The following is a 22,929-nucleotide window of genomic DNA, read 5'->3' on the forward strand; positions in this document are numbered from 1 at the left end:
CGCCGCTTTACTCTCCCCTTGCCATCCCTTGACACAAGCGTGATATCGGGGGAAGGCGCGCGATGGAACCCCGAATTCCGACATATCCCCGTGGTAGGAAAGTGAACCAGTGGGCGCTGTAAGGGGGTTGACGTGACGGTCGTCCGGTGTGCCGCCCCTGCCGAAGATCACCATCTATGGCCGCTAACCTTACGTGTCCGTCCTGGCCAGGGATTGACGGGATCAACTCACGCGAAGGGTTGCGCACATGGGCATTCTCACTCTCCTGCGGAATGCGATCGGCCGCTCACGCAAGGGTCGTGACGCCGACGCGGAGACCTCGCGAGAGGCCACGTCGACCGCGACGGTCCCGGCTCCCGCCGCGGAGCCGACGCTTTCTCCGGAGGCCGAGCCGGCCTCCACCCCCGTACCGGAGGCCGAGGCCACCATCCCGGCTCCCGCGTCCGAGCCCACGCCCTCCGTGGTCGACGAGCTGGTTTCGGCCGCCTTCGACAATGTGACGGTGCCGAAGCAGACCCCGTCCCCTTCCGTGGAAGAGACGCCTGCGACAGAGCACGCGACCGAGGAAACCCCGGAACCATCCACAACGGCAGCAGCAGAAACCGAGCCCACCCTCGCCCCCGCCGCGGAGGCGACGCCCACCGCCGAGACGGAGACCGTCGAGGCCGAGCCCGTCGCCGAGCCCGTTGCTGAGGCCCAGGTCGAGGCCGAGCCCGCCGCCGAGACGGAGGCAGCCGCTGAGGCCGAGGTCGAGGTCGAGGTCCAGCCGACCGCCGAGGTCGAGGTCGTCGCCGAGACGGAGGCGAACGCCGAGGTCGAACCCGTCACCGAGCCCGTCACCGAGCCCGTCGCAGAGCTCGACCCCGAGACGGAGCCCGTTGCTGAGGCCGAGCCCGTCATCGAGTCCGAGGCTGTGCCGACCGTAGAGGCCGAACCTGCCGCCGAGGCTGAGCCCGTGGCCGCGACTGAGGTCGAGGCAGAGGTCGAGGCTGCCGCCGAGCCCGAGGCGGGACCGGTCGCTGAGGCCGAACCCAGAGCCGAGGCCGAGCCCGAGGCCGAAGCCGCTGCCGAGCCCGAGGCCGAGCCGACCGTCGAGGCGGAGCCCGTCGCCGAGACGGGAGCAGTCGTAGAGGCCGAGCCCGTTGCCGAGGCCGCGGCTCCGGTCGAGACGGAAGCAGCCGCGGAGGCGGAGCCGGTCGTCGAGACCGTGCCCGTGGCCGAGACTGCCGCCGTCGCCGAGCCCGAGGCGGAGCCGGTCGCCGAGACGGTCGTCGAGGCCGAGCCGGTCGTCGCCGAGGAGGTCACCCCGGTGGCCGCGCAGGTGGACGAGCCCGCGGTCGCCGACGGCGGCGAGGCCCCGCAGGTGGCACCCGCAGCCGACGTCGAAAGCCGCACGGGTGGTGCGGGTGGGAACGAAGACGCCGAAGGCGAAGCCGAGGCGGAAGCCGACGTGACCGAGGGCGACGCCGAGGCGACGCCGGGTACCAGCGCCGTCACGGCGGCCCACGTCAAGGCAGAAGCCCCGGCCCTGGTCACGGCGTACCAGGAAGCGGGTACCGCGCTCCAGAAGCGGGACCTCACCGGCACGCGCGCCAAGGTCTACCTCGTCCTCGACCGCTCGTCGTCCATGCGCGCCTACTACAAGGACGGCTCCGCCCAGGCCCTCGGCGAACAGGCCCTCGCCCTCGCCGCCCACCTGGACCAGAACGCGACCGTCCACGTCGTCTTCTTCTCCACCGAGCTGGACGGCACCGGCGCCCTCACGCTCGCCGAGCACGAGAACAAGGTCGACGACCTGCACGCCGGCCTCGGCCGCATGGGCCGTACGAGCTACCACGCCGCCGTGGAGGAAGTCCTCACCCACTACCAGGGGTCGGGCACCACCGACCCGGCCCTGGTGATCTTCCAGACGGACGGCGCCCCGGACGCCAAGACCCCCGCCACCCAGTCCCTCACGGACGCGGCGAAGGACCACCCGGGCGTCTTCTTCTCCTTCGTCGCCTTCGGCGAGCACGACAACAAGGCCTTCGACTACCTCCGGAAGCTGAAGACCGGCAACACGGCCCTCTTCCACGCGGGCCCGACCCCGCGCGAGCTGACGGACGTCGAGGTCTACGACGGCGTGCTGGAGAACTGGCGCCCGTAACCTCCCCTGCCCGACCACCACCCCGGCCGCCCCCTTCCCACGCCTTAAAACGGGAAGCGGGCGGCCCACCCATGTCGGATACGATTTCAAGGTTCACCGGCGACGAGCCGCCCACCGGAAATCCGACGCGATCGTCGCCCCACGCAGCGACCTGGGAGCAGCCCGCGATGGCTCGACACCTCATCACCAGCGCCCTTCCGTACATCAACGGGATCAAGCACCTGGGCAACATGGTGGGGTCCATGCTCCCGGCGGACGTGTACTCCCGGTACCTCCGCCAGCGCGGCCACGACGTCCTGTACATCTGCGCGACGGACGAGCACGGCACCCCCGCCGAGCTCGCGGCCAAGGAGCGCGGCCTGCCGGTCGACGAGTTCTGCGCGCAGGCGCACGACGCGCAGAAGGCCGTGTACGACGGCTTCGAGCTGGCCTTCGACTACTTCGGCCGCAGCTCCAGCCCGGAGAACCGCGACATCACGCAGCACTTCGCGCGCCGCCTGAACGAGAACGGCTTCATCGAGGAGCGCGCGATCCGCCAGGTGTACTCGCCCGCCGACGGCCGTTTCCTGCCGGACCGCTACGTGGAGGGCACCTGCCCGCACTGCGGTTACGACAAGGCCCGCGGCGACCAGTGCGAGAACTGCACGCGCGTCCTGGACCCCACGGACCTGATCAACCCGCGTTCGGCGATCTCCGGCTCGACGGACCTGGAGGTCCGCGAGACGAAGCACCTCTTCCTCCTCCAGTCGAAGCTCCAGCACGAGGTCGAGGAGTGGGTGGCCCGTCACGAGTCCGAGTGGCCGCAGCTCGCCTCCTCCATCGCCCGCAAGTGGCTGACCGAGGGCCTGCACGACCGCGCGATCACCCGTGACCTGGACTGGGGCGTCCCGGTCCCGGCCGACACCTGGCCGGAGCTGGCGGCCGAGGGCAAGGTCTTCTACGTCTGGTTCGACGCCCCGATCGAGTACATCGGCGCGACGAAGGAGTGGTCCGACCAGGACACGGAGAACCGCGACTGGAAGTCCTGGTGGTACGACGCGGACTCCGGCGAGAACCCGGTCCGCTACACGCAGTTCATGGCGAAGGACAACGTGCCCTTCCACACCGTCATGTTCCCGGCCACCGAGCTGGGCGTGCGCGAGCCGTGGAAGAAGGTCGACTACGTCAAGGCCTTCAACTGGCTGACGTACTACGGCGGGAAGTTCTCCACGTCCCAGAAGCGCGGCGTCTTCACGGACCACGCCCTGGACATCCTGCCCGCCGACTACTGGCGCTACTTCCTCATCGCCAACGCCCCCGAGTCGGACGACTCGTCCTTCACCTGGGAGCACTTCACGGCCACGGTCAACAAGGACCTGGCCGACACCCTCGGCAACTTCGTCAACCGCGTCCTGTCCTTCTCCAAGAAGCGCTTCGGCGAGGAGGTCCCGGCGGGTTCGGAGACCGGCGAGGCCGAGGCGAAGCTGGGCGTGGAGATCGCGGGCCTGCTCGCGGAGTACGAGACCCAGATGGAAGCCCTCCAGTACCGCAAGGCGGCCGCCGCGCTGCGCGCCCTGTGGTCGGCCGGCAACTCCTACCTGGAGGAGAAGGCCCCATGGCTGGAGATCAAGACCAGCCCTGAAGGCGCCGCGCTGACGCTCCGTACGGCGATGAACCTGATCCACCTCTACTCGGTGGTCTCGGAACCCTTCATCCCGGCGTCCGCCCGCGCGATGCGCTCGGCCTTCGCCCTCGCGGACGACACGGCGACCTGGGTGACAGCGGACGAGGCCCGCGCCCTGGCCTTCCTCCCCGCAGGCACCCCCTTCACCGTTCCCCCGGTCCTCTTCGCCAAGATCACGGACGAGGACCTGGAGTCGTACAAGGAGCGCTTCGGCGGCACCTCGGAGTAACGGCAACCGCTCGACAGGGCCCGGGAACGAACGGTTCCCGGGCCCTTCGCGTGTCCCGAGCCGCCCGAGCGGCCCGGAAACAGGCCGGTCCACCAGCGGCTTTACCGGACCCTGACCATCGGACTGGTCGTCATCTCCTGTTAGCATCCGCGCACTTGTGCGAGGGCGGGGGCCCTCGCGGGGAGGGACACTTCACGTGGGCAGAAACGCCCCGAGACGGCGCGGCCTTGCCGCGGCCGTCTCCGCCTTCGCGGTCGCCGTGGCGGCCGCCACCATCGCCGTTCTGCCGCAGAACGACGCCTCGGCGGACCCGGCCGCACCGGCCGGGTCCACCACCGAGATCACTCTGACCGACCCCGCCGACACGCAACCGCGTGCCGACCGCCCGCTGGTGGCCGGTACGAGCGGCTTCCTGCACCGGCAGACCGGGATCACCGGGCTGCTGTGGACGGGCTACGCCGACGGCACCAGCACGGTCGTCAGGACCACCGACGGCGTGTACGCGCCCGCGGGTGTGTGCGCGAGCCTCGGCTCTTCGACCTGCCCCACCGCCTGGTACGGCAGCGACGCCGACCTGGTCGCGCTGCCGTCGTCCGGCTCCGTCGCCCTGTGGGACCCGGCGACCCGGACGACGTCGTCGTTCACCTCCGACGAGGGGTACCGGGGGCTGGCCGGACGGACCGTCGTCACCGAGGAGTCACTGCACGACCTCGTCGACGGCACCTGGCGCTCCCGCGCCATCACACCCGACCGGATGCGGATCACCTCGGGCGCCATCACCGCCGCCGACCGTCACGGGGTGCTGTTCAAGGTCGACAGCTACCTGTATTACCTCGACCTGGCGACGGCCACGGCCACCCAGGTCTTCTCCGGCATGGACGCGCGGCCGTACACCGTCCTCAGTGACGATCGGATCGGCTGGTACGACCCGGCCGGCGGCAACCTGCACGTCAAGCCCCGCACGGACCCCGAAGCCGCCGAACAGGTGATCGACCTGCCTACGCCCGGTGCCCAGCTCGACGGCACCCCCGTGCTGTCCGGCGACTGGCTGCTGCTCCCGCTGCACACCGGCACCGGGACCAGCGCGCTGCGGGCCGACTCTCTCCTGGACGGCTCCTCCCGCACCCTGGCGGCCAAGGCGGGGGCGTACATCGTCCGCGCGTCCGGCGGCACCGCCCTCGTCACCGGCGGCACCGGCGCGAGCGACTGGTGGGTACGGCGGTTCGCCCAGGCCGGGGACGGCACGCCCGGCCTGCAGCAGCTCGCCCAGATCCCGGCGGCGGAGAACGCGAAGACCGGCCTGGCGCTCAGCCGGGGCAGTCTGCGCGTCGCCGAGGCCGACCCGAGCGGCACCATGGACACCACCTCGCTGCGCACGCTCGCCGTGGTCGGCGGGCAGCTCACCGCCTCCGCTCCCGAGACCGGGGACAAGGTGCTCACGCGCTGCCCGTACACGGGCGTGGCCTGTTCGGTGCTCTGGGGCAACCTCGGCAACAACCCCCGGGACGCCTTCCTCGGCACCACCGACACCGGTCTGACCGGCAAGGACCGGCTGGTCGCCATGCTGGACGGCTCCTCGGACTGGACCCTTGAGTTCGGCACCACGGGCGGTCACATCGTCGACGTCTCGGACAACTACGCGGTCTACGACTCCGGGGGCGCCTCCCCGGAGCAGTACATCGGCGAGTTCGGCCAGGGCCAGAAGCTGAAGCGGTCGGTGCGCGCCGCCGCGCTGAACGGCTCGACCCTCTGGAGCGCCTCGACGACCGGCAAGCTCACCTCGTACAGCCTGCCCGAGGACAAGACCCTCGCGACGGTGACCGTTCCCGGCATGACCGTCGTGCCGGGCGAACTCCAGGCGGCGGGCCGCTGGGTGTACTGGGCGTGCGGCGACGGCTCGGCCGGCGTGTACGACACCAAGGCCTCCACCTCCCGGGCGGTGAGCGGCGGCGACGAGCTGCTCGGCGACGGCTTCACCGTCCGCCACGACCGTGCCGCAGGCACCCTGGTACTGACCGACGCGGCCACCGGCACCAGCCGTGTGCTCGCGACCGATGTCGCCGACACCGGCCTCGCCATGGACCGCCGCTTCAAGTGGACCGTGGACGAATACACGGGCCTGGTGGCCTGGACCGACCTGTACGAGCGGACGCACATCGCCAGGACCGGTGTCACGCCGTCGGCCGTGACGGCCTTCAGGCCCGAGGCAACGGACTTCGTCGGCTCCAACACACCCTTCCACGGCTCCTGGCTGCTGTCCCGCCCGGTCACCTCCTGGTCGGTGACCTTCGCGTCCGTCCAGAGCGGTGCGCGGGGCAAGGCCACCCGCACGGTCGGCGGGGGCGCGTCCACCGCCTGGGTGGCCACGGACTGGTCCGGCACGACGGTCGACAACGCCCGGTTCCCCAACGGGCACTTCACCTGGACCCTCAAGGCCACCGGCATCGGAACCGCCTCGGCGGTCACCGTCGCGACCGGCAAGGGCTTCCTGCAGGGAGGCGCGCCGGTGCGGCACGACTTCGCCGGCGCAGAAGGACCGGACGGCCGCGGCGACCTCCTCACCTTGAACTCGTCCGGCGGTCTGACCTTCCAGTCGGGCACCGGCACCGGAAAGTTCGGCGACAAGATCAGCGGTTCCGGCTGGGCCACCAGCATCAGGGCCGTGCCGTTCGGCGACCTCAACGGCGACCGCTGCAACGACGTCCTCGTCCGGCTGAGCAGCGGCGCCGTGCGGGCGTACAAGCCGCACTGCGGCGCCGCGGTCACCCCGAAGACGTCGTACACCACGCTCGCGAGCAGCGGCTGGACCCAGTACGACGTCCTGACCTCGCCCGGCGACGTGAGCGGCGACGGCCGACCCGACCTGATCGCGCGCGTCGCGTCCACCGGGACCGTCTACGTCTACAAGGGGACGAGCACGGGAACGCTCTCCGCGCGCGTGAAGCTCTACGACAACTGGAAGAGCTACAAGAAGATCGTCGGGGCCGGTGACCTCAACGGCGACGGCATCGGCGACCTGCTCGCCCAGGACACGTCCAACACCCTCTACCGCTACAACGGCAAGGGGAACGGAACCTTCGCCGCCCGCGTGAAGGTGTTCGCCGACTGGGGCGGCTCCTACAACGCCGTCATCGTCGTCGGTGACATCACCGACGACGGCAGGGCCGACCTGGTCTCCCGGGACACCAGCGGCAATCTGTACCGCAACAGCGGGGACGGCAAGGGATCGTTCGGCTCGCGCACGAAGATCGCCACCGGCTGGAGCGGATACCGGTCGATCTCCTGAGGCTCCTCGCCTGGGGAAGGGGGGCACGGACGACACGTCCTGTGCCCCCTTTCGCCGTCCCCGGACCCACCTGCCGAGGCCGCCGCCCCGGCGCCCGGGGGACCGGCCTGACAGCACGGAAGACCAGGTGAGAGCCCGGTGAAGACCCGGCAAAGAGCCGGGAAAGCCACCCTCTGTCCGATGCCGCCGATCCGTAACGGACCCCGGCGCCACAAGGACCTCGACCACCCGTATGGTTTCCGCCATGGCAGTCCCCGAGGTCATTCCGATCGCCTACGAACCGAAGCACCGCACCGAGACGATCGGCCGGTACGCGGACGGTCAGTTCTTGGCGTCGATCACGTACGCCTTCCCCGAAGGATTCCGTCCCGATGACGGCTGGGAAGAGCACAAACGTCTGTACGTGGTGCTCCACACCTTCGACACCGAGGGCCGCTACCGCGACTCGGAGGTCTGGTGCGCAGGCACGTGGGCCGAACAGCAACGGGCCGTCCAGGGCGAATACTCGGTGCTGTCGCGCGCCCGCGTCCACCTGGCGAAACTGCTGCGCAGCCTGCCCCGGCGCTCGTACACGGACATCGCGATACGACCGTTCCAGCTCACCGTCGACGGCGTGCTGTTCGGCCTGCTGACCGGCATGGACGAGGGCGAGGCCTGGGCCGAGCTGTACCCCGACCGCCTCGGCTTCGCCGAACCGTGGGACGGCACGTACGACGTCTGAGCCGACTCCTTTCCCGACGTGACCCTGACAAATGCCCCCGGCCGTTAGCATCGGGCCCCTTGAATCACGAGGGGCTGGGGGCGCGAGTGCGGATACAGGTGCGGGTGCGGGGAAACAGGTGGCTGCTGGTGGGCGCGGCACTGACCGTGTGGGGGATCACCGCCTGCGCCGGACCGGGCGGGGGTACGCCCGGCTCCCCGGCGGCAAGCAGTTCACCCGGCGGCGCCTCGACCGCGTCCACAGCGCCGGGACCGCCGCTCTCCGCCGAGGCCCTGAAGTCCATCGCCCTCACCGATGAAGACGTGCCGGACAGCTTGGCCGTCTCGGCGGACGAGCGATCACCCGCCGACTCCGACAGCACCTCCCCGCCGGTCTCGGACCCCTCCTGCGAGACGCTCCTCGACGCCACCCACGCCGTCGGCGCATCGGCCGTCGTGGACCAGAGCATCACCTGGAAGGGCAGCATCCTGCCCGGCGGCAACACCCTCGCCTCCTACGAAGGCACGGGAGCCGAGAAGGCGATCGACCGTGTCCGTACGTCACTGACAACCTGCCACGACTTCACCGGCGACAGCCGCGGGGGGAAGTACACCGCGCACGTCGCGCTGGAGAAAGCCCCCCGGCTCGGCGACGAGTCGATCGCCTTCCGGGTCGCCACCCCGGTGAAGCTGGAGGCGTCAGACCTGCCCAGCGGTCTACCTGTCCCCGTGCAGAACGAGCACCACATCCTCGTGAGAGTCGGCGGCGTCACCGCGTCCTTCTCGATGCTGGACCTGGACAACAGCAACCACTTCCCCCTGGCCCTCATCCGAAAAGAAGTCGCCCGTATGACAAAGGCCCAGCACGCCTGACGCGAGACACCCCGCAAGGCACGATGGTCACCCGTCGCGGCCCACTTGTTCGGCGAAGCCCCGCGCGCACCGGAGAGCAGTTCGGAGCAGAGCTGATCAAGCCCCGCACGGGGAGGGCCCGGAACCAGCGTGCTCCGGGGCCCTGCCTGTCAGGGAGTCAAGGGGCCCGGAACCCGTGGTGTTCCGGGCCCCTGTGTGTCGGGAGGGGTCAGGACGCCGAGGCCGACGCGCTCGGCTGGGTGTCCGTGCTGTCGTGGGTCTCGTCCGGGGCGACGCCCATCGTCAGGTCGGCGTGGACGCCCTTGGCAATGTTCTTCTTGTCGTACTTGAGGTACAGCAAGCCACCCTCATGGCCGTTCTGGGGGTAGATCGTGTCCTCGGTGAGGGTGGTGCGGGTGGCGGTGTTCGTGGAGTACGGGGACACCTCGGCCGACGCCAGGACCGACTTCTCGTCGAAGAAGAACTGGCCGGTGTGGCAGGTGTGGCCGCCCTCGTAGCCCGCGTCGGTCCAGGTGCCGTCGACGTGGACCTTCGTGTGGATGTGGACGGCGCGGCCCTGGTACCAGCCCGGGAAGACCGTCTTGAAGGTGACGTAGCCGTGCTTGTCGGTCTTCCAGGTGCCCCGGAGGTAGCGCTCGTCGTCGGTCGGCTCCGAGTGGCCGCCGCCGGTGCCGCCGGAGGGAGCACCCGACGGGGGCTCACCTGTGGGCGTGCCCGAGGGGGCGTCGGAGGGCGCGTCGGAGGGGGATCCGGAGGGCGGGGTGCCACCGCCACCACCACCGCCACCGCCACCGCCGCTGCCCATCGCCTCGTAACCGGAGTAGATGCCCAGCGCGGTGCAGTGCCAGATGTCGACCGCCGCGTTCTTCACCGGCTTGCAGGTGTCCGCGTCGATCACCTTGAACCTGAGGGTCAGGGGGATGCCCTCTTCGTCCTCGGTGATGTCCTGGCGGATCTTGTCCGCGTCGATGTAGTAAGGGCCCTCGGTGGTCTCGGAAGTGAGCTTGTAGCAGAGCTCGGAGGCGGTGGCGCTCGCCGAGGCGGTCGCACCCTTCCCCTTCGTCTCCCCGGCGAAGGCGCCGGCGGCGACCGTCCCGCCCACACCGACAGCGGCGACCGCACCGGCACCGGCGACGACGACCTTACGACGCGTCAAATCGCGTTTGTGCTTGGGTCCTTGCTGGTTCTCATGGCTGTTCTCGGCGTTTCCCGTCATGGGCAGGGACGCTAGGAGGCGGGCCTGTCAGGGACGTGAGAAAGGCCTATGGAATCCCATGCGCACGCAAAAGAGCGTCGCGGGAAAGCCCTGTTTCCAGGCCTTTCCAGTAAACATAAAGCAAGGCTTGCCTTACTTTATATGGATCAGCGCGGAGGATGAGCAAAACCTGTCCGCGAGCGAGCTCGATGCACGAGTTGCCGTCAGCGCCGCCGGAGACGACCCAGAGCCTGCGGGCGGACCTGTGGGGCGGCCCCTCTGGATTCCTATGGGGCTCCGGTGAGGTTTCCAGGAGGGTCCGGTCCCCGGCCGTGAAGGGCGGGGACCGGAGACCGCCGGTCCGTCAGTCCGTCAGCTCGCCGAAGCCGATGGTGACGCCGACGCACTCGCCTGGGGCGGCGCGCCCTGGCCGTCCTCCGTCGCGCCCGGGTCGACGCCGACCGTGAGCGACGCATGGACGCCCTTGGTGATGTCCCGCTTGTCGTAGTGCAGCCTGAGCAGGCCGCCCTGAGTACCGCTCTGATCGTAGATCGTGTCCTCGGTGAGCGTGGTGCGCTCGGCGGTGTTGGCGGAGTACGGCTCCACCACCGCCGAGGCCAGGACGGACTCCTCGTCGAAGAAGAACTGGCCGGTGTGGCACGTGTGCCCGCCCTCGTAACCGGCGTCGGTCCACTCGCCGTCCACGTGCACCTTGGTGTGGATATGAACGCAGCGGCCCCGGTACCAGCCCGGGAAGACCGTCTTGAAGGAGACATGGCCGTGCCGGTCCGTACGCCAGGTGCCGCGCAGGTAGCGTGTGTCGTCCGTCGGCTCCTGGTGGCCGCCGCCCGGCATACCGGTCGGGGGCGCACCCGTGGGCGCACCGGTCGGCGGCTCGCCGGTGGGAGCGGGGCCGCCACCGCCGCCGTTGCCCTGGTTCTCGTAGCCGGAGTAGACGCCTGCGGCGTCGCAGTGCCAGATGTCGACGGCCGCGTTCCGGATCGGCCTGCAGGTCTCGGAGTCGATCACCTTGAGGCTGAGGAGCAGGGGGATGCCTTCGCGGTCCTCTCTGACGTCCCGGCGGATCTTGTCGGCGTCGATGTAGTACGGGCCCTCGACCGCCTCCGACGTCAGTCGGTAGCAGGCCTCGGCGCTCTCCCCGGCCGCCGGTCCTCTGTCCTGCGCGACCGCGTTCGCCGCGAAGGCGCTGCCGCCGAGGCCGACCACCGCGAGCGCACCCGCGCCGACGACCACGACCTTGCGGCGCGTCAGTTCACCGCTTTCCTGGGGTACTTGGGGGGCCTGGGATTCCTGGTGCTGTCCATTCACTGTCATGCGCCCGGAAGTTAGGCAAGAAGGCTGTCAGCAGGCTGAGAAAACAGCGGTCTTTGCTGCGGGCACGCGAAAGGGACCTGAAATCGACGTCGACTTCAAGCCCCTTTGCGATCAGACCAGTTGAAAGGCTTGCCTTACCTCGACCGCGGCCACTTCGGCCGCGACCACCTCGGTAGCGGCTACTTCGGCTGCGGCTTGCGCACCGAGATGTGCAGCTCGCGCAGTCGGGTCTCGTCCAGCTCCGTGGGCGCGCCCATCATCAGGTCCTGCGCGTTGCCGTTGAGCGGGAACGCGATCGTCTCGCGGATGTTCGGCTCGTCCGCGAGCAGCATGACGATGCGGTCGACGCCCGGGGCGATACCGCCGTGCGGCGGGGCGCCGAAGCGGAAGGCGCGCAGCATGCCGGCGAACTGCTCCTCGACCGTCTCCCGGTCGTAGCCCGCGATCTCGAAGGCCTTGAGCATGATCTCGGGCTCGTGGTTCCGGATCGCGCCGGAGGACAGCTCGACGCCGTTGCAGACGATGTCGTACTGCCAGCCGAGGATGTCCAGCGGGTCCTGGGTCTCCAGGGCCTCCAGACCTCCCTGCGGCATCGAGAACGGGTTGTGCGAGAAGTCGATCTTGCCGGTGTCCTCGTCCTTCTCGTACATCGGGAAGTCGACGATCCAGCAGAAACGGAAGACGTTCTCCTCGAAGTTGCCCGAGCGCTTCGCGGCCTCGACGCGCACCGCGCCCATGATCTTCGAGACCTCGTCGAACTCGCCCGCGCCGAAGAACACCGCGTGGCCGGGGGCCAGCGAGAGACGCTTGGTCAGCTCGGCGACGTTCTCCTCGGTGAGGAACTTGGCGATCGGGCCCGTCAGTGAGCCGTCCTCGCCCACGCGCACCCAGGCCAGGCCCTTCGCGCCCTGCTCGACCGCGTAGTCACCGAGACCGTCGAAGAACTTCCGCGACTGACCGGCGACGTCCGGCACCGCGAGGGCGCGCACGTGCTTGCCTGCGAAGGCCTTGAACTCGGAGCCCTCGAAGATGTCGGTGATGTCGGTGAGCTCCAGCTGGGCACGCAGGTCCGGCTTGTCGGAGCCGTACTTCAGCATCGACTCGCGGAACGGGATGCGCGGGAAGGGGGAGGTGACGTGACGGTCACCGCCGAACTCCTCGAACAGCTCCGTCATGAGCTTCTCGATGGGCTGGAACACGTCCTCCTGCTCGACGAAGGACATCTCCACGTCGAGCTGGTAGAACTCGCCCGGCGAACGGTCCGCGCGGGCGTCCTCGTCGCGGAAGCAGGGCGCGATCTGGAAGTAGCGGTCGAAGCCGGAGATCATCAGCAGCTGCTTGAACTGCTGCGGCGCCTGCGGGAGCGCGTAGAACTTGCCGGGGTTCAACCGGGAGGGGACCACGAAGTCGCGCGCGCCCTCGGGGGAGGTGGCGCTGAGGATCGGGGTCGCCATCTCGTTGAAGCCCAGCGCCGTCATCTTGTGACGGATCGCGGAGATCACGGCCGTACGCAGCAGGATGTTGCGGTGCATGCGCTCGCGGCGCAGGTCGAGGAAGCGGTACTCCAGGCGCCGCTCCTCGTTGACCCCGTCCTCGGCGTTGATCGTGAACGGCAGCGGCGCGGCGGCGCCGAGCAGCTCGACCTCGCTCACCTCGACCTCGACCTCGCCGGTCGGCAGGTCGGGGTTCACGTTCTCCGTACCGCGCGAGACGACCTTGCCGTCGATGCGGACGGTCGACTCCTTGGAGACCTTGTCGAGGGCCTCGTAGGCGGGCGTGCCGGGGCGGGCGACGAGCTGCGTGATGCCGTAGTGGTCGCGCAGATCGATGAAGAGGATGCCACCCAGGTCTCGGCGATTGTGCAGCCAGCCGCTCAGCCGGACGTCGCTGCCGACGTCAGAGGCGCGGAGCTCGCCGCAGGTGTGGGACCTGTACCGATGCATCGTCGTTCATCCAGTCTTCGCGGATTGAGGGCCTGTTTCACGTGAAACACCCCCAGGGTACCGGGCAGCCCAGGATCGCCTCCCCATCATTGACCGCTCGGGCACGGCTCGGCGCCCCGGACGGCATCGGTGGCAGGCACCGATCACCTGTTCATACAGTGGGCGCATGCGCACTGGTGAGCCCCTGCCCGCCGTGGGGGACGTCCTGGCCGATCTGGCGACCGGCGTGTGGCGCTGGGACAGCGCCGCGGGTCTCGTCACCTTCGACGCGGAGGCCGCACGGCTCATCGGTATGCCCGCGGAGCAGACGACGCTCTCCGAGGCGGGCGCGCGCTCCCGTATCCATCCCGTCGACTGGAACGAGATGGACGGAGTGGTGCAGCTCGCGGTGGCCGAGGGCACGCTCGCCGAGGCCCGGATGCGGATCATGGACGGGCACGGCCGGGTGCTCCGCACGATCCGCAGCCGATCCAAGCCGCTCATCGACCCGGAGACCGGGCAGTACGAGCTGATCGGCACCCTTCAGGAGGTCAGCGAGCAGCCTCCGGGAGCCGCCGCGCGCACCCCGGTCACCGGGGACTGGCGCCGCTCGCGGGAGGCGTTCCTGCTGGACGCGGGGCGGGCGCTGGCCGAGGCGCGGTCCACGGCGGAGGTACTGAGGGTGGCGGCGGGGCTGTCGATGCCCGGCTTCTCACCGGACGGTCTCGCCGTGTTCGGCGCGGAGGGCGACCGGCTGACGATCATCGGCCATCACGGGCACCAGCCGGGCGACGAGGGGCCCTTCTCGCACATGTCGCTGGCCACGGACTATCCGGCCGCCGAGGTAGTCCGTACGGGCCGTGCGGTCTATCTCTCCTCCCCCGACGACTACAAGGAGCGCTACCCGGCGTCCTGGCCGCTCGCCCGGCGCTTCGGGCGGCAGTCGTGGGCGTTCCTGCCGCTCACCGTCGCCGGCAGCACCATGGGCGCGTGGATGGCGGCCTTCACGTATCCCGTCAGCTTCACGCCCGACGAGCGCTCGGTCCTCACGACCGTCGCCCGCATGCTCGCGCAGGCCCTCTCGCGCGCCGGAGCCGCCGAGACCGCGCGGGAGCTGACCGACGGCCTCCAGCGCTCGATGATGCCGACGCTCGGCCCGCAGATGCCCGGCATGAGCGTCGCCGCACGCTACGTCCCGACCGGCGGCGGCCTCCAGGTCGGCGGCGACTGGTACGACATGATCCCGCTGCCCGCCGGCCGCTATGCCCTGGCCATCGGCGATGTGCAGGGCCACGACGTCCGCGCGGCGGGGCTGATGGGCCAGCTCCGGATAGCCCTGCGCGCCTACGCCGCCGAGGGCCACCGCCCCGACGCGGTGCTGTCCCGGGTCTCGCGCTTTCTCTACGGGGTCACCGACTCGGTGACGTACGGGTCGAGCGGCGGTACCGACGGCGGCGAGGACCCCGCGGACCCCGCCGATGTGCGCTTCGCGACCTGTCTGTACGTCGAGGTCGACCCGGCGACCGGGACGCTCGACATCGCCCGCGCCGGTCATCCGGACCCCGCGATACGCATGGCGGACGGGACCGTGCTGATGCGGCCCACGGCGGGCGGGCTGCCGCTCGGCATCGACCCGGACGCCGACTATCCGACCACGCGGCTCGTCCTGGAGCCGGGCGAGACCATGCTGATCTGCACCGACGGACTCATCGAGACCGGCGGCCACGACCTCGACACCGGCTGGCGCCGTATCCGCCGGACGCTCGAATCCCACGACGGCGACCTGGAGGCCCTCGCCGACGCGCTCGTCCAGGCCGTGCACGGGCCCTCCTCCCACCACACCACCGGTCCGCTGGCCGACCGGCGCGAGGACGACATAGCGGTGCTGCTGCTGTCCCGGCTGGGCATGGTGGGTGTCTACGACGACACGGCCCCGACCGCACGGCCGATGGTGCGCCGCACGATGCTGACCGTCGCGCAGGCCGAGCCCGAGCGGATCGCGGACGCCCGTCAGCAACTGCGGGAGCTCCTGCACGACTGGGCCTCCGCCGACCAGCTCGACTCCGCGGTCCTGCTCGTCTCCGAGATGGTGACCAACGTCCTCGTGCACACCGACGCCGACGCGCTGCTCGTCGCCGAGGTGACGGGCGAGCCGGCCAAGCGGCGGATACGGGTCGAGGTCACCGACGGCAGCGACGACCTGCCGCACCGGCGCCATCCCGGAGAGCTGGCGTCGTCAGGACGCGGACTGGTGCTCGTCGAAATGCTCGCGGACGCGTGGGGGGTGGACCCGCGGGGCGAGGGCAAGAGCATCTGGTTCGAGTTCTCCGAGGCCCCGGACACGGCTTCCGCTGAGCCCGGGCCCTCGGACGACTCCGTGCTGCTGGACGCGTGGGAGGCGTTCGGCGAGGCCACGGACTTCGTCGACCCGACGGGCACGGACCCTGCGCACGGCTCCCCCTCCGGAACCGGCCCCCCTTCCCCGCAGGGCCCCGGCCCCACGGACAGCACCGGCACCGCGGACGGCTCCGGCACCCCGGACGGCCCTCGCGCCACGGACGCGACCGGCCCCGCGCAGGGCTCCGGCACCACGGGCAGCTCCCGCACCGTGAACGGCTCGGGCACCCCGGACGGCTGTCGGCCCTCCGACGGCTACGAGTCCTCCGACGGTCCCGGGGCCCCCGGCACTCCGGGGAATCCCGGTCCTCCCGGTCCTCCCGGTCCGTCCGGCACGTCCGGTCCCTCGGGCGCGTAACGCACGCGGAGTTCGTGCACCACGCCGAAGGCCGCCGCCGTCAGCGGTACGGCGAGGAGCATGCCGAGGACACCCGCGACGGAAGCGCCCGCCGTGATCGCGAGCAGCACCACCGCGGGATGCATCTGCACCTGCCGACTCTGGATCATCGGCTGGAGCCCGTACCCCTCCAGGACCTGTACGGCGAGCACGACCCCGAGCACCCACAGGGCGATGACGAGTCCCCGGTCCGCGAGCGCGACCAGCACGGCCACCGCGCCGGAGAGGAACGCGCCGAGATACGGGATGTACGCCCCGACGAAGACCAGTGCGCCGAGTCCCACCGCACCGGGGACGCGAAAGATCAGCAGCCCGACGGTGATGCAGAGTGCGTCGATGAGCGCGATGATCGTCGTCCCGCGCATGAACCCCTCGACGGCTCCGTAGGCGCGCCGGGCCATGGCCTCGACGACGTCGGCGGTGCCCCGGGGCGCGAGCGACCGCAGTGATCCGGCCACCCGGTGCGAGTCGCGCAGGAAGAAGAACACGAGCAGCAGGGCGAGGAAGGCCATGGCGATGGTCTCGGCCACGATGCTGACGCCACTGACGACGTTGGACGCGGCCGTTCCGCCGAACTTGGTCAGCAGTTCCTTGGAGTTGGCGGCGATGTCGTCGAGCGAGGTGCCCGCCGCGCCGAAGTGCTGGGCGACGGACCGCGAGGCCTCCCGGAGCGAGGACACGATCTGGCCGCCGGTGTGGACGAGCGCGGCGACGACGATGTAGACGGCGCCGCCGACCACGACGGCCACCGCGACGCAGGTGAGGGCGGCGGCCAGCGAGCGGTTGACGCGGGCTCTGACCAACCGCCGGTACAGCGGCCCGAGCAGGGCGGTCCCGAGCAGCGCGAGCAGCACCGGCACCACCGCCGTACGGAACTCCCCGCACAGCAGGATCCCCACCCATCCCACACCGGCGGCCAGCAGGATCACGACACACCAGGCCGCCAACCGCCGGGCACCTTCGGGGAGTAGCTGCACCCTGCCAGCTGACCATGCGTCAGCCGAACCGGCGCCCCGGGAAGACCGAACGGGGGAGTCCCGGTACGGCGCGCGAAAAAGCCCCGTCCGGTACGGCGGACGGGGCTTCTCGGTGCTCAGTCGCTCACGAGGCCTCGGAAGGACGGAGGACTCGGAAGGAACTCGGGACGGTCCTACAGCCCGCCCTCGGACATCCCGTGCACCGCCGGGATCGTCCCCAGGCGGCCCTTCTGGAAGTCCTCGAAGGCCTGCTGGAGCTCGTGGCGGGTGTTCATCACGAACGGGCCGTAGTGGGCCATCGGCTCACGGATCGGCTGACCGCCGAGCAGGACGACCTCCAGGTCCGGCGTGTTGGAGTCCTGCTTCCCGTCCGCGCGGACGGTCAGCGAGGAACCCGCGCCGAAGACGGCGGTCTGGCCGCTGTGGACCGGGCGGCGGTCGGGGCCCACGCTGCCGCGTCCGGCGAGGACGTACGCGAGGCCGTTGAAGTCCTCGCGCCACGGCAGAGTGATCTCGGCGCCGGGCCGCAGCGTGGCGTGGACCATGGTGATCGGGGTGTGCGTGATGCCCGGTCCCTGGTGGCCGTCAAGCTCACCGGCGATGACACGCAGGAGCGCGCCGCCGTCCGGGGTGCTGAGCAGCTGCACCGTGCCGCCCCGGATGTCCTGGTACCTCGGGGCCATCATCTTGTCCTTGGCCGGCAGGTTCACCCACAGCTGGAGGCCGTGGAAGAGTCCGCCCGACATCACGAGGTGCTCCGGCGGCGCCTCGATGTGGAGCAGGCCGGAACCCGCCGTCATCCACTGCGTGTCGCCGTTGGTGATCGTGCCGCCGCCACCGTTGGAGTCCTGGTGGTCGAAGATGCCGTCGATGATGTAGGTCACGGTCTCGAAGCCGCGGTGCGGGTGCCAGGGGGTGCCCTTCGGCTCGCCCGGCGCGTACTCCACCTCACCCATCTGGTCCATCATGATGAACGGGTCGAGGTGCTTGTAATTGATCCCGGCGAACGCGCGGCGGACCGGGAAACCCTCGCCCTCGAAGCCACTGGGCGCGGTCGTCACGGTCAGCACGGGACGCTCCACGGCGTCGGCCGGCGCGGCCACACGGGGGAGGGCCAGCGGGTTCTCGACAGTCACTGCGGGCATGTCGGTACCTCCTTGTGCTTCGAGTTTAGTTGAGGATTGAACTTTCTGCTACCCGTAACGACGTAAGCCCGGAGGGCATTCCCTCCGGGCGTCACGTGTTCGTGAGACATTCCGACCGCGCGGACGTGGGACCGTCGGCCCCGCCCGCGGCGGCCCGTCAGCCGTACATACGGCGCATCGCGAAGTCCACCATCTGCTCCACGGCCTTCGCGTCGAAGACCATCCGGTGCTCGCCCTCCATGTCGATCACGAAGCCGTAGCCCGTGGGCAGGAGGTCGATCACCTCGGCTCCGGTGATCACGAAGTACTTGGACTCCTTGCCCGCGTACCGGCGCAGTTCCTTGAGCGAGGTGAACATCGGGATGACAGGCTGCTGAGTGTTGTGCAGCGCCAGGAATCCGGGGTTGTCCCCGCGCGGGCAGTACACCTTCGACGTGGCGAAGACCTGCTGGAAGTCCTCGGCGGCCATGGACCCCGTGGTGAACGCGCGAACCGCGTCCGGGAGGGACGGCGGGGACGGCTCGGGATACAGGGGCGGCTGCTGGCCGTACCCGCCGGGCATCTGTCCGCCAGGCATCTGGCCGGGCATCTGCTGCTGCGGCGGGACGTACCCCTGCTGGGCGCCTGCGTTCTGCTCGTAGCCGTACATGCGTCAAAGAGTAGTGGGCCACATATGGCCCACCCGGGGTTGCTTCTTATTACTGACGGGTAGCATCATCGAAGCTACTTGTTGGTACGTGAACCAGATGCGAGGAGTCAGTGCCTCGCCGATCCCTTAACGGAGCCGTCGCCATGGGGCATTACAAGTCGAATCTCCGCGACATCGAGTTCAACCTCTTCGAGGTGCTCGGGCGCGACAAGCTGTACGGCACCGGCCCGTTCGCGGAGATGGACACGGACACCGCCAAGAGCATCCTCGAGGAACTGACCCGCCTCTCGGAGAACGAGCTGGCCGAGTCCTTCGTCGACGCCGACCGCAACCCGCCGGTCTTCGACCCCGAGACCAACACGGCGCCGGTCCCGGCTTCCTTCAAGAAGTCGTACAAGGCGTTCATGGACTCCGAGTACTGGCGTCTCGGCGTGCCCGAGGAGATCGGCGGCTCCACCGCGCCCCGCTCACTGATCTGGGCGTACGCGGAACTGATCCTCGGCGCGAACCCGGCGGTCTGGATGTACTCCAGCGGCCCCGCGTTCGCCGGCATCCTCTTCGAGGAGGGCAACGAGGTCCAGAAGCACATCGCGACGATGGCCGTCGACAAGCGGTGGGGCTCCACCATGGTCCTCACCGAGCCGGACGCCGGCTCCGACGTGGGCGCGGGCCGTACCAAGGCGGTCAAGCAGGAGGACGGCTCCTGGCACATCGAGGGCGTGAAGCGCTTCATCACCTCGGGTGAGCACGACATGGAGGAGAACATCCTCCACTACGTCCTCGCGCGCCCCGAGGGCGCCGGCCCCGGCACCAAGGGACTGTCCCTCTTCCTCGTCCCGAAGTTCGAGTTCGACTTCGAGACCGGCGAGCTGGGCGAGCGCAACGGCGTGTACGCGACGAACGTCGAGCACAAGATGGGCCTCAAGGCCTCCAACACCTGCGAGATGACCTTCGGCGACCGCCACCCCGCCAAGGGCTGGCTGATCGGCGACAAGCACGACGGCATCCGCCAGATGTTCCGCATCATCGAGTTCGCCCGCATGATGGTCGGCACGAAGGCGATCTCCACGCTGTCGACCGGCTACCTGAACGCGCTGGAGTACGCCAAGGAGCGCGTCCAGGGTCCCGACCTCGCGGAGTTCATGGACAAGGCCGCGCCCAAGGTCACCATCACGCACCACCCGGACGTGCGCCGCTCGCTGATGACGCAGAAGGCGTACGCCGAGGGCATGCGCGCCCTGGTGCTGCACACCGCCGCGATCCAGGACGAGATCCAGGTCAAGGAGGCCGCCGGCGAGGACGGCGCCGCCCTCGAGGCCCTGAACGACCTCCTCCTGCCGATCGTGAAGGGCTACGGCTCCGAGAAGGGCTACGAGCTGCTCGCCCAGTCGCTCCAGATCTTCGGCGGCTCCGGCTTCCTGCAGGAGTACCCGATCGAGCAGTACATCCGCGACGCCAAGATCGACACGCTGTACGAGGGCACCACCGCGATCCAGGGCCAGGACTTCTTCTTCCGGAAGATCGTCCGCAACCAGGGCGCGGCCCTGAACACCCTCGCCGAGGAGATCAAGAAGTTCCTGGCGCTCGGCACGGGCGGCGAGGAACTGTCCGCGGCCCGCGAGCAGCTCGCGAAGGCGGCCGTCGAGCTGGAGGCCATCGTCGGCCTGATGCTGACCGACCTCGCGGCCACCGAGCAGGACGTCAAGAACATCTACAAGGTGGGCCTCAACACCACCCGCCTCCTGATGGCCTCCGGCGACGTGGTCGTCGGCTACCTGCTGCTGCGGGGTGCCGCCGTCGCCGCCGAGAAGCTGGAGACCGCCTCCGCCAGGGACAAGGCGTTCTACACCGGCAAGATCGCGGCCGCGAAGTTCTTCGCCGCCAACGTGCTGCCGGGCGTCACCGGTGCCCGCAAGCTCGCCGAGGTCGTCGACCTGGACCTCATGGAGCTGGACGAGGCCGCCTTCTAAGGGCCCGCCGCCCCGCGAAGCCGGGCGGACACCGACGCCGGCTCCCTCCATCGGGTCAGGTGTCCCAAGGTGTCCGCCCTTCACATCCCCCTTACGAGGGCCCGCTCCCAACCCCGGGAGCGGGCCCTCGTGCGTCGTTAAGGTGAACCCATGAGTGCACCCACCCGCTTCGACCGCGGCCACACCGACGACCTCATGTCCTTCCTCGCGGCGAGTCCGACGCCGTACCACGCCGTGGCGACCGCCGCCGAGCGGCTGGAGAAGGCCGGATTCCGTCAGGTCGCCGAGACCGACGCGTGGGAAGGGACCAGCGGCGGGAAGTACGTGCTGCGCGGAGGGGCGATCATCGCCTGGTACGTGCCGGAGGGCGCCGAGCCGCACACACCGTTCCGGATCATCGGCGCGCACACCGACTCCCCGAACCTGCGGGTCAAGCCGCTGCCGGACACCGGCGCGCACGGCTGGCGGCAGGTGGCCGTGGAGATCTACGGCGGGCCGTTGCTGAACTCCTGGCTCGACCGGGACCTCGGCCTGGCCGGGCGCCTGTCCCTGCGGGACGGCTCGACCCGCCTCGCCAACATCGACCGCGCCCTGCTGCGCGTGCCCCAGCTCGCCATCCACCTGGACCGTTCCGTCAGCAACGACGGACTCAAGCTCGACAAGCAGCGCCACCTCCAGCCCGTCTGGGGACTCGGGGACACCCGCGAGGGCGATCTGATGAGCTTCCTGGAGGAGGAGTCGGGGCTGCCCGCCGGCGAGGTCACCGGCTGGGACCTGATGACCCACTCCATCGAGCCCCCCTCCTACCTGGGCCGCGACAAGGAGCTGCTCGCCGGGCCGCGCATGGACAACCTGCTGTCCGTGCACGCCGCCACGGCCGCACTGGCCGCGGTTGCGACAGCCGACTCCGGGCTCTCGTACATCCCGGTCCTCGCCGCCTTCGACCACGAGGAGAACGGCTCGCAGAGCGACACCGGCGCCGACGGGCCGCTGCTCGGAAGTGTGCTGGAACGTTCTGTCTTCGCCCGCGGCGGTTCCTACGAGGACCGCGCGCGCGCCTTCGCCGGCACCATCTGCCTGTCCTCCGACACCGGCCACGCCGTGCACCCCAACTACGCCGAGCGGCACGACCCGACGCACCACCCGCGTGCCAACGGCGGCCCCATCCTCAAGGTGAACGTCAACAACCGCTACGCCACCGACGGTTCGGGCCGCGCGGTGTTCGCCGCCGCCTGCGACAAGGCCGGCGTTCCCGTCCAGTCCTTCGTCTCCAACAACTCCATGCCCTGCGGCACCACGATCGGCCCCATCACGGCGGCCCGGCACGGCATCAAGACGGTCGACATCGGCGTGGCCATCCTCTCCATGCACAGCGTCCGCGAACTCTGCGGCGCCGACGACCCGTTCCTGCTGACCAACGCGCTGGTGGCGTTCCTGGAGGGATAGTCCTCCGCGGCGCAGAGGGGGTTCGGCACGCCGTCGTGAGGGACGGCGTGCCGTGACGTGAGCGATCGCCTCCGCATGTCTCTCGGGGTCCCGGGTACCCGGGACGGGTCCGGAATGACTCCGAGTTGCTTATTCAAGGAGGCGACACCCATGGGCCTGGGCGGATGCATCATCCTGATCGCCGCAGGGGCGATCCTCACGTTCGCGACCGACTGGCACATGCAGGGGGTCGACCTTCACGTGGTCGGCGTGATCCTCATGATCGCCGGACTGATCGGTGTGGCGAGCTTCGGCAGCATCGCCCGGCGCAGGCGAGTGGTCGTACCGCCGACGGCGACCGTCGTGGAGGACGAGCGGCACCACCGGAACGGCTATTCCGACGGATACGGCATATGAGCTGTATCACGAACTAAGGGCATTACAGGGATGGATACGGACAAGGCATGACAGAACGCACCTCTCCATCACCTGTCAAAATATGTACATATCGTGAAGAATTGACGCTCTTGCGGTCATAAGGCCACGCAATCCTTCGCGATAGGAGAGTCCGCCGTGCACGGTCTGACACTGTCCGGCGGTCTCTCCACCGACGCAGGCGCA

The 22,929-nt window shown here is 69.8% G+C and carries 14 protein-coding genes and 1 pseudogene; 9 read left to right on the forward strand and 6 right to left on the reverse strand.

Annotated features, from left to right (window positions below; genetic code table 11):
* Positions 1-247 precede the first annotated feature (247 nt).
* The 5 genes from ACFYR3_RS04415 to ACFYR3_RS04435 all read left to right on the forward strand — a co-directional run bounded on the left by ACFYR3_RS04415 (position 248) and on the right by ACFYR3_RS04435 (position 8,896).
* The gene (locus ACFYR3_RS04415; protein WP_389281429.1) at positions 248-2,146 is read left to right on the forward strand and encodes a VWA domain-containing protein; all 1,899 of its coding nucleotides are present in this window, start codon (positions 248-250) and stop codon (positions 2,144-2,146) included.
* A gap of 167 nt (positions 2,147-2,313) precedes the next feature.
* Complete coding sequence (gene metG, locus ACFYR3_RS04420) at positions 2,314-4,038, forward strand: methionine--tRNA ligase (RefSeq protein WP_355846696.1); 1,725 nt, start codon at positions 2,314-2,316, stop codon at positions 4,036-4,038.
* Between the two features lie 196 nt (positions 4,039-4,234).
* Positions 4,235-7,324 (forward strand): FG-GAP-like repeat-containing protein, encoded by a 3,090-nt coding sequence (locus ACFYR3_RS04425; protein ID WP_389281431.1) that lies wholly within the window; start codon positions 4,235-4,237, stop codon positions 7,322-7,324.
* A gap of 244 nt (positions 7,325-7,568) precedes the next feature.
* Complete coding sequence (locus ACFYR3_RS04430; RefSeq protein ID WP_355846702.1) at positions 7,569-8,045, forward strand: hypothetical protein; 477 nt, start codon at positions 7,569-7,571, stop codon at positions 8,043-8,045.
* 104 nt (positions 8,046-8,149) lie between these two features.
* Entirely contained in the window at positions 8,150-8,896 is a 747-nt protein-coding gene (locus ACFYR3_RS04435; protein WP_355846704.1) for a hypothetical protein, read from the forward strand.
* A 208-nt stretch (positions 8,897-9,104) separates the two neighbouring features.
* Here ACFYR3_RS04435 and ACFYR3_RS04440 read toward each other — a convergent pair whose 3' ends face one another.
* From ACFYR3_RS04440 to aspS, 3 genes are all read right to left on the reverse strand, one after another.
* Positions 9,105-10,112 carry an intradiol ring-cleavage dioxygenase gene (locus tag ACFYR3_RS04440; RefSeq protein WP_389281434.1) on the reverse strand — a complete coding sequence of 336 codons (1,008 nt, stop codon included), beginning with the start codon at positions 10,110-10,112 and terminating at the stop codon, positions 9,105-9,107.
* A 351-nt stretch (positions 10,113-10,463) separates the two neighbouring features.
* Complete coding sequence (locus ACFYR3_RS04445; RefSeq protein ID WP_389281436.1) at positions 10,464-11,426, reverse strand: intradiol ring-cleavage dioxygenase; 963 nt, start codon at positions 11,424-11,426, stop codon at positions 10,464-10,466.
* A 179-nt stretch (positions 11,427-11,605) separates the two neighbouring features.
* Positions 11,606-13,369: an aspartate--tRNA ligase gene (gene aspS, locus ACFYR3_RS04450; protein WP_355846712.1), complete on the reverse strand. Its 1,764-nt coding sequence runs from the start codon at positions 13,367-13,369 to the stop codon at positions 11,606-11,608.
* A gap of 166 nt (positions 13,370-13,535) precedes the next feature.
* Here aspS and ACFYR3_RS04455 point away from each other — a divergent pair.
* Positions 13,536-15,701: pseudogene (locus ACFYR3_RS04455) on the forward strand (SpoIIE family protein phosphatase); the annotation flags it as partial.
* Between the two features lie 299 nt (positions 15,702-16,000).
* On the opposite strand, the gene ACFYR3_RS04460 reads toward ACFYR3_RS04455, so the two are convergent.
* The 3 genes from ACFYR3_RS04460 to ACFYR3_RS04470 all read right to left on the reverse strand — a co-directional run bounded on the left by ACFYR3_RS04460 (position 16,001) and on the right by ACFYR3_RS04470 (position 18,913).
* Positions 16,001-17,119 carry an AI-2E family transporter gene (locus ACFYR3_RS04460; protein WP_389281438.1) on the reverse strand — a complete coding sequence of 373 codons (1,119 nt, stop codon included), beginning with the start codon at positions 17,117-17,119 and terminating at the stop codon, positions 16,001-16,003.
* Positions 17,120-17,292: 173 nt separating this feature from the next.
* Positions 17,293-18,264, reverse strand: a complete 972-nt coding sequence (locus ACFYR3_RS04465; protein ID WP_355846721.1) for a pirin family protein — start codon at positions 18,262-18,264, stop codon at positions 17,293-17,295.
* A gap of 157 nt (positions 18,265-18,421) precedes the next feature.
* Entirely contained in the window at positions 18,422-18,913 is a 492-nt protein-coding gene (locus tag ACFYR3_RS04470) for an SseB family protein (RefSeq protein ID WP_266760725.1), read from the reverse strand.
* Between the two features lie 143 nt (positions 18,914-19,056).
* Between ACFYR3_RS04470 and ACFYR3_RS04475 the strand changes: the two genes are divergently transcribed.
* The 3 genes from ACFYR3_RS04475 (at position 19,057) to ACFYR3_RS04485 (ending at position 22,725) form a co-directional block, all read left to right on the forward strand.
* Complete coding sequence (locus ACFYR3_RS04475; protein WP_355846723.1) at positions 19,057-20,883, forward strand: acyl-CoA dehydrogenase; 1,827 nt, start codon at positions 19,057-19,059, stop codon at positions 20,881-20,883.
* Between the two features lie 150 nt (positions 20,884-21,033).
* The gene (locus ACFYR3_RS04480) at positions 21,034-22,329 is read left to right on the forward strand and encodes a M18 family aminopeptidase (protein ID WP_355846725.1); all 1,296 of its coding nucleotides are present in this window, start codon (positions 21,034-21,036) and stop codon (positions 22,327-22,329) included.
* Positions 22,330-22,479: 150 nt separating this feature from the next.
* On the forward strand, positions 22,480-22,725 hold the full coding sequence (locus ACFYR3_RS04485; RefSeq protein WP_355846727.1) for a DUF6458 family protein: 246 nt from the start codon (positions 22,480-22,482) through the stop codon (positions 22,723-22,725).
* Positions 22,726-22,929 lie beyond the last annotated feature (204 nt).

Source organism: Streptomyces sp. NPDC005784 (assembly GCF_042871525.1).
Taxonomy (GTDB): Bacteria; Actinomycetota; Actinomycetes; order Streptomycetales; family Streptomycetaceae; genus Streptomyces.

Excerpts from the sequence above, each read along its gene's own strand:
- ACFYR3_RS04415 (WP_389281429.1), top strand. The coding sequence starts at position 248 with ATGGGCATTCTCACTCTCCTGCGGAATGCGATCGGCCGCTCACGCAAG.
- metG (WP_355846696.1), top strand. The coding sequence starts at position 2,314 with ATGGCTCGACACCTCATCACCAGCGCCCTTCCGTACATCAACGGGATC.
- ACFYR3_RS04430 (WP_355846702.1), top strand. The coding sequence starts at position 7,569 with ATGGCAGTCCCCGAGGTCATTCCGATCGCCTACGAACCGAAGCACCGC.
- ACFYR3_RS04440 (WP_389281434.1), bottom strand. The coding sequence starts at position 10,112 with ATGACGGGAAACGCCGAGAACAGCCATGAGAACCAGCAAGGACCCAAG.
- ACFYR3_RS04445 (WP_389281436.1), bottom strand. The coding sequence starts at position 11,426 with ATGACAGTGAATGGACAGCACCAGGAATCCCAGGCCCCCCAAGTACCC.
- aspS (WP_355846712.1), bottom strand. The coding sequence starts at position 13,369 with ATGCATCGGTACAGGTCCCACACCTGCGGCGAGCTCCGCGCCTCTGAC.
- ACFYR3_RS04465 (WP_355846721.1), bottom strand. The coding sequence starts at position 18,264 with ATGCCCGCAGTGACTGTCGAGAACCCGCTGGCCCTCCCCCGTGTGGCC.
- ACFYR3_RS04470 (WP_266760725.1), bottom strand. The coding sequence starts at position 18,913 with ATGTACGGCTACGAGCAGAACGCAGGCGCCCAGCAGGGGTACGTCCCG.
- ACFYR3_RS04475 (WP_355846723.1), top strand. The coding sequence starts at position 19,057 with ATGGGGCATTACAAGTCGAATCTCCGCGACATCGAGTTCAACCTCTTC.
- ACFYR3_RS04480 (WP_355846725.1), top strand. The coding sequence starts at position 21,034 with ATGAGTGCACCCACCCGCTTCGACCGCGGCCACACCGACGACCTCATG.
- ACFYR3_RS04485 (WP_355846727.1), top strand. The coding sequence starts at position 22,480 with ATGGGCCTGGGCGGATGCATCATCCTGATCGCCGCAGGGGCGATCCTC.